Source organism: Cytobacillus gottheilii (assembly GCF_018582665.1).
Taxonomy (GTDB): domain Bacteria; phylum Bacillota; class Bacilli; order Bacillales; family Cytobacillaceae; genus Cytobacillus; species Cytobacillus gottheilii.
In genome coordinates this window covers 4,337,155-4,352,066 of record NZ_CP071709.1, presented here as the reverse complement: position 1 = coordinate 4,352,066, position 14,912 = coordinate 4,337,155, and the positions used below count along the sequence as shown (strand labels likewise).

The 14,912-nt window shown below is 39.0% G+C and carries 13 protein-coding genes; 10 read left to right on the top strand and 3 right to left on the bottom strand.

Translation table 11 applies throughout. From position 1 onward, the window contains the following. Positions 1 to 120: 120 nt before the first annotated feature. A complete protein-coding gene (locus tag J1899_RS21440; RefSeq protein ID WP_214476598.1) occupies positions 121 to 837 on the bottom strand; it encodes a DUF4230 domain-containing protein in 717 nt (238 codons plus the stop codon). A gap of 1,064 nt (positions 838 to 1,901) precedes the next feature. Beyond that, positions 1,902 to 3,278, bottom strand: a complete 1,377-nt coding sequence (gene nagE, locus J1899_RS21435; RefSeq protein WP_214476596.1) for an N-acetylglucosamine-specific PTS transporter subunit IIBC — start codon at positions 3,276 to 3,278, stop codon at positions 1,902 to 1,904. Positions 3,279 to 3,454: 176 nt separating this feature from the next. Between nagE and nagA the strand changes: the two genes are divergently transcribed. The 3 genes from nagA to J1899_RS21420 all read left to right on the top strand — a co-directional run bounded on the left by nagA (position 3,455) and on the right by J1899_RS21420 (position 6,346). After that, on the top strand, positions 3,455 to 4,639 hold the full coding sequence (gene nagA, locus J1899_RS21430; protein WP_214476594.1) for an N-acetylglucosamine-6-phosphate deacetylase: 1,185 nt from the start codon (positions 3,455 to 3,457) through the stop codon (positions 4,637 to 4,639). A 1-nt stretch (position 4,640) separates the two neighbouring features. Further along, positions 4,641 to 5,363 carry a glucosamine-6-phosphate deaminase gene (gene nagB / locus J1899_RS21425; protein WP_214476591.1) on the top strand — a complete coding sequence of 241 codons (723 nt, stop codon included), beginning with the start codon at positions 4,641 to 4,643 and terminating at the stop codon, positions 5,361 to 5,363. 260 nt (positions 5,364 to 5,623) lie between these two features. Then, positions 5,624 to 6,346 (top strand): GntR family transcriptional regulator, encoded by a 723-nt coding sequence (locus tag J1899_RS21420; protein WP_151573731.1) that lies wholly within the window; start codon positions 5,624 to 5,626, stop codon positions 6,344 to 6,346. A gap of 82 nt (positions 6,347 to 6,428) precedes the next feature. Here the strand turns inward: J1899_RS21420 and J1899_RS21415 are convergent, their stop codons facing one another. After that, positions 6,429 to 7,922 carry a peptide MFS transporter gene (locus J1899_RS21415; RefSeq protein WP_214476589.1) on the bottom strand — a complete coding sequence of 498 codons (1,494 nt, stop codon included), beginning with the start codon at positions 7,920 to 7,922 and terminating at the stop codon, positions 6,429 to 6,431. Between the two features lie 598 nt (positions 7,923 to 8,520). Here J1899_RS21415 and J1899_RS21410 point away from each other — a divergent pair. The 7 genes from J1899_RS21410 (at position 8,521) to ybaK (ending at position 14,612) form a co-directional block, all read left to right on the top strand. Beyond that, positions 8,521 to 9,702 (top strand): ParM/StbA family protein, encoded by a 1,182-nt coding sequence (locus J1899_RS21410; RefSeq protein ID WP_066442153.1) that lies wholly within the window; start codon positions 8,521 to 8,523, stop codon positions 9,700 to 9,702. 10 nt (positions 9,703 to 9,712) lie between these two features. Beyond that, positions 9,713 to 10,315, top strand: coding sequence for a hypothetical protein (locus J1899_RS21405; RefSeq protein WP_066442157.1), 603 nt, complete (start codon positions 9,713 to 9,715; stop codon positions 10,313 to 10,315). 74 nt (positions 10,316 to 10,389) lie between these two features. Continuing rightward, positions 10,390 to 11,289, top strand: a complete 900-nt coding sequence (locus J1899_RS21400; RefSeq protein WP_214476588.1) for an NAD(P)/FAD-dependent oxidoreductase — start codon at positions 10,390 to 10,392, stop codon at positions 11,287 to 11,289. 83 nt (positions 11,290 to 11,372) lie between these two features. Then, positions 11,373 to 11,816 (top strand): hypothetical protein, encoded by a 444-nt coding sequence (locus J1899_RS21395; protein ID WP_246586541.1) that lies wholly within the window; start codon positions 11,373 to 11,375, stop codon positions 11,814 to 11,816. 46 nt (positions 11,817 to 11,862) lie between these two features. Continuing rightward, the gene (locus tag J1899_RS21390; protein WP_066442161.1) at positions 11,863 to 12,201 is read left to right on the top strand and encodes a DUF4181 domain-containing protein; all 339 of its coding nucleotides are present in this window, start codon (positions 11,863 to 11,865) and stop codon (positions 12,199 to 12,201) included. A 198-nt stretch (positions 12,202 to 12,399) separates the two neighbouring features. Then, a complete protein-coding gene (locus J1899_RS21385) occupies positions 12,400 to 14,058 on the top strand; it encodes a glycoside hydrolase family 13 protein (RefSeq protein ID WP_214476586.1) in 1,659 nt (552 codons plus the stop codon). A gap of 74 nt (positions 14,059 to 14,132) precedes the next feature. Further along, a complete protein-coding gene (gene ybaK, locus J1899_RS21380; protein WP_214476584.1) occupies positions 14,133 to 14,612 on the top strand; it encodes a Cys-tRNA(Pro) deacylase in 480 nt (159 codons plus the stop codon). Positions 14,613 to 14,912: the final 300 nt, after the last annotated feature.

Here is a 14,912-nt window from a genome sequence, read left to right as displayed (position 1 = left end):
TATACGATTACTCTCTTTCATGATAAGGAATAAAAGAGAAAAAAGAAAGGTCAATAAACAAACTTCTGTTAGACAAAAAATAAGCAAGCAGAGATCATTCTCTACTTGCATTCGCTTCAATTATTCAAATTCAATAGACGCTGTGTAGCCAAGACCGCTAAAAAGGCTAGTGAGCGCATTAACTGCACTTTGCTCTGCTTTTGCTAACAGTCCTAAATTAACAGCCTGTTCTTTTATATCATCAGAAGCGACAGCTGCTAAATCGAAGCCTTCCTCCCAATCTACATCACTTCGGAAGATTCCTTGGTCGGAGAATGTCTGAACCTTGTCCATTTGAATCGATGGCTCCTGCAGCAGCTCTGCATGCGGAAGTGTCATTGTAATATGTTTCTTTTCTTCGTCTACCGTATAGCTCTCATTGCTGATTGATTGTAAATCCACACCTGCAAGAACAGTTGCTGGAACAACAAGCAGGATCGTTCTTTTCGTACCAGGGAAGTTTACATTTATCTCTTTATTAAAAATCTTATTGTTTTCTTCTTTGATGACAGTAGTAATCACGGCTTCAGCAGTTGCGAGAGAAGAAAGTTCCCGAACTTCCTCAACAATGCTCACGGTTTCACTGGCATAAGTACTGCCTGTAAAAAGCTTTTGGTACATAAAAATCCCTGTACCAATAAGCAGTACGGTGAAAAGCACAGCAAAAAACAACTTCAATTTTAGAGGCTTGAAAAATGGGAATGAAAATCCTGTTTTTCGGCTGCTTCGCATAACTGCAGTTGCAGCTACCTCCTCCTGTGCAGAAGTGAACTCCGTTTTGCGCTGATTTTTTTTCATTAAAAGACCTCCTTTTTTCAGGGGTACATGCAAAAATTACGCATTATGTCCAATATTGTCGAAAAAAGACAATATATTCATAGTATAATAGACTGCTATCACGATAGCAATGGATATGCAAATGTACCTAAAACTGGAAAAGGTTGAGAAAGATTTAAAACATCTGCAGGGGAGCTTATCAGAATGAGTAATGAATGTGAAATCGTTAAGGATGTGTTCAAAAAAATCTCAGAAGTATAAACATATAGACCAGCATATTATAGCTGGAGACAAGTAAAAGGAATCGGAAATCCAATAATGGGTATATAGTTAGTAGAAATGAGAAAAACGGGACAGGGGATCATGATATATGGTAAGTAGAGAGACTGAAAGAGCGGAAACAGCTGAAACAGGACATATAATCCTATTAAATGGTAAATAAAGAGGCGAAAAGAGCGGAAACAGGACACTAAACCCCAGTAAGTGGAAAATAGAGAGGTGGAAAGAGCGGAAACAGGACACTAAAACCCAGTAAATGAGAAATAGAGAGACGGAAAGAGCGGAAACAGGACAGTGAATCCCAGTAAGTGGAAAATAGAGAGACGGAAAGAGCGGAAACAGGACACTAAACCCCAGTAAGTGGAAAATAGAGAGACGGAAAGAGCGGAAACAGGACAGTGAATCCCAGTAAATGGTATATAGAGAGGCGAAAAGAGCGGAAACAGGACAGTGAATCCCAGTAAATGGTAAATAAAGAGGCGAAAAGAGCAGAAACAGGACAGTGAATCCTAGTAAATGGTATATAGAGAGACAAAAAGAGCAGCAACAGGACACGGACACCCAATAAGTGGTATATAAATACAAAAAGAGCAGAAACACAGGTCTGAAATCCGTGACTCGAAAAGCTGAATTATAAACACTATAAAAGGGTAATCAACTACATAAATAAAGTTTTAACAGTGCTAATCCCATAAATTAGGAAGAGGTATTAAGTTAGAATCAAACGAAGCCCCGTCTCGCCTCATTACAGAAAAGGAAAAGGTATAAAAAAGCCGACTGGAAAAGACCCCAGTCAGCTTTCATTTTTACTTATTCTGTTTCTTCATAGCATCTGCAACAAATTCAACGTCTGTACCTACAATGATTTGCAGATTCGTTTTGTTGAGCTTCATAACACCTTTGGCGCCGTGCGCTTTTAATGCAGACTCATTTACTTTATTCATATCATGAACATTTAAACGTAAGCGTGTCGCACAGTTATCAATGACATCGATGTTCTCTGTGCCGCCAATATCTTTGATAAATTGACTTGCCATTTTATCATATTTAGTACCGCCAGTTGTTTCCGTGTCTTCATCTTCAGTAAGAGATTCATCTTCATCCTCGCGGCCAGGTGTTTTTAAGTTAAAGGCCCGAATGAGGAAGTAAAATAGGACAAAGTAGACTGCCGCATAGATGAGACCGATTAGTAAAAGAAGAAGCGGCTTTTCGGCAATATTAAAGTTGAGCAAATAATCAATTGCACCAGCTGAGAAGGTAAAACCATCTCTAATGCCTAACATGGAAGTTAACCACATGGATACCCCAGTTAATAAAGCGTGCACTCCGTAAAGAAGTGGAGCAATAAACATAAATGAGAATTCAATTGGCTCTGTAATTCCCGTTAAGAAGGAAGTTAACGCTAGACCAATAAACATACCAGAGACTGCTTTACGGTTTTCCGGCTTTGCTGTCGCGATAATTGCAAACGCTGCTGCAGGCAAACCAAACATCATGATTGGGAAGAAGCCTGTCATATATCCGCCGGCAGTTGGATCTCCAGCGAAGAAACGGGCAATATCCCCAGCTGCTCCATTAAATTCACCAAACTGGAACCAAAATAAGCTGTTCAGAACATGGTGAAGTCCTAATGGAATCAATAAGCGGTTTAAAAATCCAAAGATACCTGAACCAACTGCACCCAGTTCAATAATCCAATTTCCAATTCCATCTATTCCTGCCTGAACAGGCGGCCATGCATAACCTGCAATAAATGCGAGCAAAATCATGGTAACAGATGTTACGATTGGTACGAACCGGCGTCCGCTGAAAAACCCTAACCAATCCGGTAATTTAATATCATGAAATTTATTATATAATAGCCCTGCAATGATCCCGGCAATGATACCGCCAAGAACACCCATATTAATATCCGGATCAATTGCTACTGCACCTTCTGTTAAAACTAAATAGCCGATCGCTCCTGATAAAGCGGCCGCACCGTTGCTATCTTTTGCAAATCCCATGGCAACACCAATAGCAAAAATTAAAGCTAAATTTCCAAAAATAGCGTCCCCTGCATTAGCGATGAAGGGAATATCCAGTAAGTCAGGCTGTCCGAAGCGAAGCAGCAAACCTGCTGCCGGCAGCACTGCGATCGGAAGCATTAGAGCTTTACCAATGCGCTGTAAAAAACCTAACATAAATCTCAACTCCTTAATTATATTTTGGTTGTGCTTGTTAAGCTGAAAGCGCTTTTCATGAAAATAATCATAACAGCTAGTTTATTAGTTGTCTATATGAATTTACGATTAATTGGTATAGACAACTATATGAGTACAATGCTAAAATGACCTTGAAAATGAAAGGATGAAAAATGATGGATAAGCCTATTTTGTTAAAGGGTATGCAAATCTATTCAGAAAAGAATCAATTTTATACAGGATATATTAAAATTACGAACCAAAAAATAAGTGAGATCGGACGATTAGAAGATCTGCAAGATATAACAGATGCTGTCGTCTTTGATTTGCAGGAAAATCTGACAGCAGTACCAGGTTTTATAGATGTGCATATACATGGTGCTGCTGGAGCTGATGTAATGGATGGAACGGAATCTGCTCTTATGACTATGGCGAATACCTTGCCTGCAGAAGGCACGACCAGCTTTTTAGCGACTACCATGACACAAGAGCAGGAAGAAATTGAAAAAGCATTAAAATCCGCAGCAGGCTATATGAGTAAACCGCAGTCTGAGGGAAGAGCTGAAATTTTAGGGGTGCACCTTGAAGGACCATTTGTGAATAAAGAGATGGCTGGAGCACAGCCTTCACAATATATTATTGATCCTGATGTTGAACTTTTTAAAAAATGGGAAAACCTATCTCAAGGGAATATAAAATTAGTAACCCTTGCACCTGAACGGCCGGGCGGCAAGGAATTGGCATCATACTTAAGCAGCAAAAGCATTGTTGCTTCCATTGGCCATTCAAATGCCACGTACGAAGAAGTGAAAGATTCAATCGAGGCGGGATGCACGCATGTTACCCATTTGTTTAACCAAATGCGCGGCCTGCATCATCGTGAGCCAGGTGTTGCAGGAGCAGCTCTTCTGCATGATGAGTTGATGGTTGAAGTTATCGCAGATGGTGTTCATGTCAAACCTGAGATGGTCAAGCTTGCATTTAAGCAAAAGGGTGAAGAAGGATTAATTTTAATCACAGATTCCATGAGAGCCAAATGCCTGAAAAATGGACAATATGATTTAGGCGGACAGGATGTAACTGTTGCTGATGGAAAAGCAGTACTTCAAGACGGAACATTAGCAGGAAGCATATTGCGCCTTGGACACGCAGTTAAAAATATGATTGAATTTACCGGCTGTTCATTAGAGGATGCGATCCAGATGGCTTCCGTTAATCCAGCAAAACAGCTTGGTGTATTTGACCGCAAGGGAAGCCTCGCAGCAGGAAAGGATGCAGACATCGTTATTTTGAATGAAGAGCATGATGTTGTTATGACCTTATGCCGCGGTGAAGTTGCCTATCGAAAGGAGAATGAATAAAGTGAACATTATTAAAGTAAATGATTATCAGGAAATGAGCGAGAAAGCGTCTCAGTATATTATAGATAAAGTAAAAGCAAATCCAAAAATGGTATTGGGTCTTGCTACTGGAGGAACTCCAGAAGGAACCTATAAACGATTGATTGAGGACCATAATCAAAATGGAACTTCTTACGACGGAATTGAAACCTTTAACCTGGATGAATATGTGGGATTATCAGGAGATCATCCGCAAAGCTATCGTCATTACATGAATGAGCGCTTTTTCAATCATATTGATATTAACAAGGAAAATACCTATGTGCCACGCGGCAACACAGTTGATGCAGAAGCAGAGTGCGAAGCATACGAAGCTCTAATGGCAAGCGTGGGCGGCATTGATCTGCAAATCCTTGGAATCGGCGGAAATGGCCATATCGGATTTAATGAACCGGGAACAAGCTTTCAAAGCCCTACACATATTGTCGATCTTGCGCAATCAACTAAAGAGGCGAACGCGAGATATTTTGCCAATATTGATGAGGTGCCAAACCAAGCGATCACCATGGGCATTGCTTCTATCATGAAAAGCAGAGAAATCCTCCTGCTGATATCCGGGGAAAGCAAGCATGAAGCTTACAAGCAGTTAATAGAAGGAGAAATAAAAGAAAACTTCCCAGCATCTATATTAAGAAATCACCCATATGTTACAATAATTGCAGATAAAGCGGCAATTGGTGAATAAGCCAGAGGAACGGTTCTTCTGGCTTTTTTCTTTAAGGTGATAGCTGACTTTAGGAGGTTTCAGAAATTAAACAGAAAGACTAAACCCAAACCTAGAACTGTAGGTTGCGTACTTCAAACATAAATCCCGATTTTATTATCCTGATAACGAAACTTTATACTAGATCTTAACGTATTTCCTATACAAACGTGAACAGAAGCTTAAAATAGATATATATATCCAGGAAATCTTTATATAGAAAGGAAGCAGTTGAGAGGAGCATGATTAATAAAAATTCCCCCGTCCCGATCTATTATCAGCTAGAGGAAATTATAAAAGAGTTAATTGAAAAGGGTGAGCTTTTGCCAGGTGATGCACTGCCAGCAGAGCGAGAGTACGCTGAACGTTTTCAAATCAGCAGAATGACTGTAAGACAAGCTTTTACTAAACTTGTGAACGATGGCTTTTTATATCGCGTCCAAGGAAAAGGCACATTTGTGGCAGAGCGTAAGCTTGAACAGCCATTACAGGGACTTACTAGTTTTACCGAAGATATGAAAAAAAGAGGAATGATACCCGGAAGTCAGCTTGTTCACTTTCAGCTAATCCCGGCTACGAAAAAAATTGCACAGCAGCTTTCCATTCCTGAACATGGTCCAGTATATGAAATTAAAAGAATTCGATTAGCAGATGATGTCCCAATGGCATTAGAAACGAACTATATCTCAGCCAATTTAATGAAGGGGCTTACAGAAGAAATTGTTAATCAATCGTTATATGCATATATGGAAGGGAAGCTTGGCCTGCAGATAGATTATGCCACTCAAACGATAGAATCAGCTATTTCCAGTCAGAATGAAGCCGACTATCTTAGAATTAAATCTGGTGGTCCTGTGCTTCTAATTGAACGAAATACATTTTTACATGACGGCACACCAGTTGAATACGTTAAATCCATTTATCGCGCTGATCGGTATAAATTCATGATTGAGATGAAGCGATAGGGGAGAAGAGAATTTAATGAGCAAAATAAAAAGACAGGACGTGTGCCGGATGGCGCATGACCTGTCTTTTTTACATATTAGATTATCTGACACCCTTCATAAATGACTGAATCTTAGGGGATAGAGCAAATAAGATAATGGAAAGAAGAATCGATGCTCCTCCGATGACCCCAAAATACAGCATTTCTGTTTCCGGTGTATAAAATTTAACGATCTGCGCATTGATTGCTTGTGCAGCTGCGTTTGATAAAAACCATAAACTCATAGTTTGCGCAGAAAATGCAGCAGGTGCTAATTTTGTTGTTGCAGAAAGACCAACAGGTGATAAGCAAAGTTCACCTAATACGACGATAAAGTAGCTTAAAACGAGCCATAAAGGATTTACAAGTGAATCTGTGCCGCCAAAATATGCTGGCAATAAGATCACTAAGAATGAAATACCTGCAAATAGAAGACCTAAAGAGAATTTCTTAGGAACAGATGGCTGGCGATCTCCAAGCTTTACCCATAGCCAAGCAAATACCGGCGCAAAAATGATAATAAATAATGGGTTTAATGATTGGAACCAAGCTGGTGAAATATCAAAGCCTGCAATCTCAAGCTGTGTTCGCTTATCTGCATAGTTTGCCAAGATCGTAGACCCTTGTTCTTGGATAGCCCAAAACATGACTGACGCAATAAATAAAGGAATATATGCAATGATTCTTGAACGCTCGACTGCAGTTGTTTTTGGACTGCGGTACATGACAATAAAGTAAGCAGTAGGAATCCCAATGCCCAGGATACCAATCAGTGTGATAAAGCTATCAAAAGTTAAAATACCCAGCGGAATTGTAATGGCAATTAGAATGGCTATGACAACTAGACCAATCCCGATAATTGTATATACTTTCTTCTTTTCAGCAGGGGAGAGCGGATTCGCTACATATGTGCCTGCTAAACCTAAGTTTTTCTTTTTTGTAAATAAGAAGACCAATAATCCGATAAACATTCCAACTGCTGCGATGGCAAAACCAAGGTGGAAATCATGCTTCATTCCAACTTCACCAACAATCAGCGGTGCAAGGAAGCCTCCAAGGTTAATCCCCATGTAGAAGATACTAAAGCCGGCATCACGGCGGTGATCTTCTTCACTGTAGATATCACCAACAACACTTGAAACATTAGGTTTTAATAAACCTGTACCTAGAACAATTAATACCATAGAAGTAAAGAACATTGCGAGACTTCCAGGGATCGCTAAAACGATATGTCCCAGCATAATTAAGATTCCGCCATAAAATACGGCTTTTGAGGTGCCAAAGATGCGGTCAGCCAGCCATCCTCCAATAATACCTGACATATAAACGAGGGAGCCATAAATGGACATAATAGCTAAAGCTGTCGGTTCATCTATGCCAAGGCCGCCTTTTGATACTTCATAATACATATAATAGACGAGAATAGCACGCATTCCATAGTAAGAGAATCGTTCCCAGAACTCTGTAAAGAATAGGGTGAATAGCCCCTTAGGATGACCAAAAAAGCCACGTTGAGGGACACTGGCCACAATTTTCTGTTTATTAAAGTCTGACATCTTACAACCTCCTTGTATAATATATTAATATAATACTTTTTTGGTTTTTGTGTCAAAACTTTATTCTGGAAATACTCTGAAATATTTTTAAATATGGAATGTATTTACTATGCTTAATTATTCTCATACTTTTCTAAAATAATAGTTTATTTAGTTTTGCTGAATTTCATTTATATGCGGTTCATTGCAGATTATATTGCAGCTTAATACTCTTCAAGTTACGTAAGTCGTGCCCTGCTGTCAGCATTAAATGGCGTTATAGAGGATGAAGCAGACCTCAGGGTGATGAAATCTATGAATAAAAGCTAGAAAGGGTTTGTATGCAAATTTGAAAACTTGTATACAATATTGAATACAAATGTAAACAAAAATGTATACATGTATACAAACTCGCACACATATTGATATAACGGTATGTATGCAAATATGTATACGTGTAAACGGAAAGTGCAGACAAATCACAGTTGTTTACACTTTGTTTACGTTTTTACGCTTATATTACGTTTTTACAAGAATAATTGATTAATCTACGAATCTCATTTACTCTTGATGTATTACCTCTTTTTCTATTAAAAGAGTTGAAAGGATTGGATGAAGGATGGTTAATTCAAGGATTGCTGCTGTTGATGTTGGAAATGATTCGGTGAAAGCCATTTTTGGTAAGCTGGAAACAGAGATGAGCATCCCTAATGTAATTGCGCGAGATATTGAGGACAGACCAGTTATTGGTATTGAGGAGCTGGACAGCAAAAACCCTCTAGACGGATTACATATTAGAGTCCACTCCCCTGCTTTAAAAGAAAATAATGCGATATACAGAGTTGGCAGTTTAGCCACTAAAAGTGATAATGCATCAGAATTAGATCCAGGCAGCAGCAAGTCGGAGGAAGATCAGACGCTTATTATGCTTTTTGCTGCACTTGCACTGGATGCAGTAGAAGCTGAAAAAACGGAAAAGTTCAAAAAGTCAGGAAATACCATTGATGCAAGCTACATGCTTGGAACAGGTCTTCCTCTTCGTGAAGTAAAAGAAGGCAAGGATGCCGGCTATCGTTCAAAGCTATTAGGCTCTGTTCATCAGGTGGAATTTTTAATCACACCAAAATATCAAGGGCTTAAAGTGAATATAAAATTTGAAGAAGTAAAGGTTTATCCGGAAGGCTTTGCTGCGTTTATTAATTTGGTCATGGACAATGACTTAAACATTATCAATAAGGATTTAATTGATAAGCGAATTTTAATTCAGGATATTGGCGGGCTTTCCACTGATATTGCTGTCATTAAAGACCGCAATGTAGATGATGATAAGGCGCAGGGCTTTAATCTAGGTGTGTCAGAAGCACTGGAAGCCATCCGCGAAGAGATTCGCAGCAAGCATGGCGTTGAATTAGACAGCCGCAGAGATGTGGTAGAAATTATTACAAAAAAGAATGATCGCAATCATATTATGGTAAAAGGAAGCAGAACGAGCGTTCATGATATTACAGACAGAATCCTGCTTGACCTAGCCAAGAAGCAGTATCGCCTGCTGCGCAATATATGGCAGAAGAATTCACAGACTGAAATTTGCTATTTTGTTGGGGGCGGTTCAACCGTTTTAAAGGATTATCTAAAAGCATTAAATAATAGCTTAGACGGTTATAACATTGACTTTTTTGAGGATGAAAAGGAAAGCATTTGGATGATGTCCAATGCCTACTATAAGCTGATTTCAGATTATAAAAGAAGAGTGGACAAGGATTCTGCTGCGCAGGATAAAAAGCCAGTAGAGGCAAACTAGGTGATGCTGTATGGCTTCTGAAATGAAAAGAGGGCAATCTATTTCCTTTCGTATCCCCTCTGATACACCTGACCATATTATAAAGAGCTTACAAAAGCTCCGTGAAACGGAAAGAAGAAATTTTTCGAGCAAGATGGCGGAATTCGTTATAAACGGCGTCGGCACCATGAGCTCAAGCGGACGGGAAACGATTCGTATTCCAATGCCAAGGAACTTAACGAAGTCACAGAAAGACTGGCTGAAGCATGAGCACTCAGAGGCCTTGTTAGGAAGTATTGTTTATCAGCTCATTAATGACCCGGTCAGAGCAACAACACTGCTAGCGGCCCTTAACAGCAAATCAACTGATATTGAAGAAGCTTTGTATTTACAGGAAGCGGCTGCTTCCGATAAGACAGCTGAAGAAATGCCTGCTCTGCCTGACACCCCAGAGGAAGAACTGTTTCAAGAGCAAAATGACATCATGCAAGATGATTCAGATGATGATTTTGCAGATTTTAATTGGGAAGATGCTAAAAAAGATCTTGAACAGGAGCGTTCGGTTAAAAGTGAAGAACAAACAGAGGATTTGGACGAGCTTTTAGGCGGATTTTTAGCTCATATGAATCGCTGATATGTGAAGAGGACATCCTATTTTATTAGGGTGTCCTTTTGTTTTTTATTCTCTATATAGGAAGGGTCTTGAAAATGAACTATGATTGTTTAATTATCGGTGGCGGCATAGCAGGACTGCAGGCAGCTATTCAGTTAGGAAGATATAAACATCGTGTCCTGGTGATTGATGCTGGGGGAGGACGATCAGAAATATGCAAAAGCTATCATAATATTCTTGGGTATCCTGACGGGGTAAGCGGTCAAACTTTAAGAGATCTTGGCAAAAAACAAGCAGAAAGCCTAGGAATTCAGTTTGTAAAAGGAAAGGCTATTAAGGCTCGGAAGGAAGCAGACCAGTTTGTTATTACGCTTGAATCAGGAGAGACGTTTCAAAGTGCCCGATTATTGCTTGCTACAGGCGTAATGGACAGAATTCCTCCAATTCCCGGTATCATGCCATGTCTTGGAACATCCATCTATGTATGTCCGGACTGTGATGGTTATGAAGTATTAAATAAAAAAACAATTGTCATTGGTTCTGGTAATGCAGGTGCAAATAAAGCTCTTACAATTGCTTACTGGACTACTGATATTATAATGATTAATCATGAAGAAGGAATGCCGGATGAACTTTTGCAAAAACAAATGCAAAGAAAAGGAATACAGCTTATTCAGGCAGATATATTAGAAGTATTGTCGGAGGGTGATGCTTTTCAAGGCGTTCTCCTAAAAAATGGAGAACGTATATATGCTGAAAAGGCCTTTTTAGGGTTCGGAGGTACGGCTGTTCATTCGAGCTTAGCAGAACAGCTAGGGGCTGAAATTATGGAAAATAGGCATATCATTGTCAACCCGCGAACAAAAATGACGAATGTTCCCAATGTGTGGGCAATAGGTGATGTAATTGCTCACTCGGAGCAGGTTACCATTGCGATGGGCGATGGCTCACAAGCAGCTATTTGGATTCACAAATCGCTAATGCCAAACCAATAAAAGGATAAGGAATAAAATAACATTTATTAACTTCCTGTTTTTGCATATAATGGTGTAAGGTTATATATAGAAAAGGTGAAATTTTGGAAACAGGACTAAAAAATAGGCTTTATTCTTTGCTGGAACGGTCCGGAAGTAAAGCAATCGTTCAATTTGAATCATTTTTCCCTGGAGAGCGTTTTGCTGGAGGCAAATACCATATAGGTACCCATACAATTACTTTGTATTTAGAAGAGATAAAAGGACAATGTTTGCAATTGTTTTCGTCATTAGATTTCTTTAATGAATATATAGAAATTGTTTTTGCACATGAAATTGGTCATGCGGAAGACAAAAATTTACTATGGCTTGCCGATCAGCTTGATATTGCTGAAACAGAAACAGAAAGGCTTGGCATAGCGCTGCAGATTGAAGAAAATGCCTGGAACTTTGCTGAGAGTGTCATCGGGAGCGACAGCGAACTATTCCAAGTCATCAAGACACATTCACTTCAGCCATATCGAGATCAGCTGCTGGTAGGGGCTTAAAACTTTTATAAAATGCACGGCCGATAATGAGAGGGAGGAATAAATAGTGGACAATTTTATCATACTGCCATTAATCGTGATTATTCTTTCTCTTTCTCATTTATTATTAAGAAAAATCTTTTTTGGCAATGAGAAAGCAGAGAGGGAGTACGGGGCAGTAAAAGCGGATTTAATTGGGAAGCCTCTTCTTTTTCTCATGATGATTATAATCTATTCACTATTTATAGAAGAAAATATGATAGAGTGGTTCTTCATTGCTGTTGTCATAACAATAATGGGGTTTCAAACTTTCATAGACTGGAAATACCTTAAAGGATCCAAACAGTATATCCTTTCGTTGGCAGTGGGTATTTTAGGTGTGGGGCTTGTTGGTGTTTTTATGTAAAATCCTCAAAATAGGCACCTTTTTGTGAAAGTTCCTAAGTCTTTTTTATTATCTAAAAACAGTTGAAAAAATTCTTTGTAAGCGTTACACTGAGCATAGCAATAGTGAATGTTTCACAGCTTTTTTTTGAAGTGAAATGCAAACGTTTGCGCACAAGGGAAAAATACGAATAGAAACTCTATTTAATGGGGGGTTCATATGAAAAAAATATGGTGGAAAGAAGCTATAGGGTACCAAATTTATCCCCGCAGTTTTCAAGATTCAAATGGTGATGGAATCGGTGATCTTCAAGGGATCATACAACGGCTGGATTATATTAAAGATTTAGGAATAGATGTCATTTGGATTTGTCCAATGTATAAATCACCGAACGATGATAACGGATATGATATTTCGGATTATCAGGATATTATGGAAGACTTTGGAACAATGGCGGATTTTGATGAGCTTTTAAAAGAAGTTCATAAACGCGGAATGAAGCTGATTCTTGACCTCGTTTTAAACCATTCAAGTGACGAACACGAATGGTTTATTGAATCAAAGTCTTCAAAGGATAATCCAAAGCGTGACTGGTATATTTGGAGAGATGCCAAAAAAGGCAAAGAGCCAAACAACTGGGAAAGCATCTTTGGAGGATCTGCATGGCAATACGATGAAACAACAGATCAATATTATCTTCATGTTTTCTCTACAAAACAGCCAGATTTAAACTGGGAAAATGAAGAAGTGCGGGATGCGCTTTATGACGCAGTAAATTGGTGGCTGGAAAAAGGAATTGATGGCTTTAGAATTGATGCGATCAGTCACATAAAGAAACGTCCAGGATTTCCTGATATGCCTAACCCGAAAAAGAAACAATATGTGTCATCTTTTGATATGCATATGAATCAGGAAGGCATTCATCCTTTCTTAGAAGAGTTTAAAGAGCGCACCTATGCCAACTACGATGTCATGACTGTTGGAGAAGCAAATGGTGTATCGGTTGATGAAGCAGATCTATGGGTTGGTGAAAAAGAAGGAAAAATGGATATGATTTTTCAATTCGAGCATTTAGGGCTATGGGATGCTGAAACGAATCCTGTTCTTGATATTGTAGAATTGAAAAAAGTCCTCTCAAGATGGCAAAAAGGGCTTGAAAGTGATGGCTGGAATGCCCTTTTTATTGAAAATCATGATAAGCCGCGTATTGTATCAACATGGGGCAATGATGATAAATATTGGTATGAAAGTGCAACGGCGATGGCAACGATGTATTTTCTTATGCAAGGAACACCATTTATTTATCAGGGGCAGGAAATCGGCATGACGAATGTGCACTATCCTTCCATTGATGATTATGATGATGTGGCAACTAAGAATATTTATCGATTTAAAAGTGAAGAAGGAGTGCCTCATGAAGAAATTATGAAGATTCTTTGGGCATCTTCACGCGACAATAGCAGAACTCCGATGCAATGGTCCTCTCAGGATCAAGCAGGATTTACAAATACTCAGCCTTGGATGAAGGTGAACCCAAATTATCTTCAAATTAACGTGGAAGAACAGCTGAAGGATCCACATTCAGTTCTATCATTTTATAAAAAAATGATTCAGCTGAAAAAAAATCATGAGCTCTTTACGTATGGCATTTATGATTTGCTTCTGGAAGAGGATGAACAAATCTATGCGTACACAAGAACTTACGAAAAAGAGCAGGTTGTGGTCATCACTAATTTATCCATGGAGGAAGCCACATTCACCTATGACTTTACGCTGAACCAAGAAAAGTTACTATTGCACAATTACCGTGACATTCTTCATGAACCAACGAAGAAAATTGCCTTAAAGCCATACGAAGCACGTGTATATCGAATCTAACCTATGATTCCCTCTTTCCTATAAATTGGGGAAAAATGTTATAATGGTTTTAAAATGACATAGGGTGTTTAAAAATGGCCAAAGGAAAAACAAACGCAATGCGCTTTCTGGATTCGCACAAAGTTCACTATGAATTTATTTCATATGAAATAAAAGACGGGAAAATTGATGGAATCTCAGTTGCTGAGAAAATTAAAAAAGATCCAGAAATGGTTTATAAAACCTTGGTGCTAAAAGGCTCCAGCAATAGTGTATATGTTTTTATAGTACCTGTAGAAAAAGAACTGGATCTAAAAAAAGCGGCGAAAGCAGCAGAAGAAAAGAAGATTGAAATGGTGCCAGTCAACGATATCCAAAAGCTGACTGGTTATATACGCGGCGGCTGCTCGCCACTGGGCATGAAGAAGCTGTACCCAACTTTCCTGGCGCAAGAGGCGGACGATCTGCATCGAATTATCGTCAGCGGCGGCCGTATTGGTGCTCAAATAGAATTAGAAACAGAAGAACTAATAAAAGCGATCTCTGCTAAGCTGGCAGAAATCACAACAAACTAAGAGACGGGGAGAACCTGTCTCTTTTTGTTTTGCCGCGAAGAAAGGGGAAGGAGCAGGATTTATAGTGTGTATCTGAAATTGGCTTGGGGTTTATTGAGATGGCCGGTTTGCAGGGGATATCGATCATTTCCCAAAGGTTTTCGATCATTTCCTGGAATTATTCAATCATTTTTTTAAGATTTTCGATCAATTTCTTGGTTTTTTCGATGAAATGACCAATCTAAGAGTATTTGCGATTCAAAAATTGGGCTTTCCCATCAAACATTCAGGTTTTCCTATCAAAAAAGCGGACATTCCCAT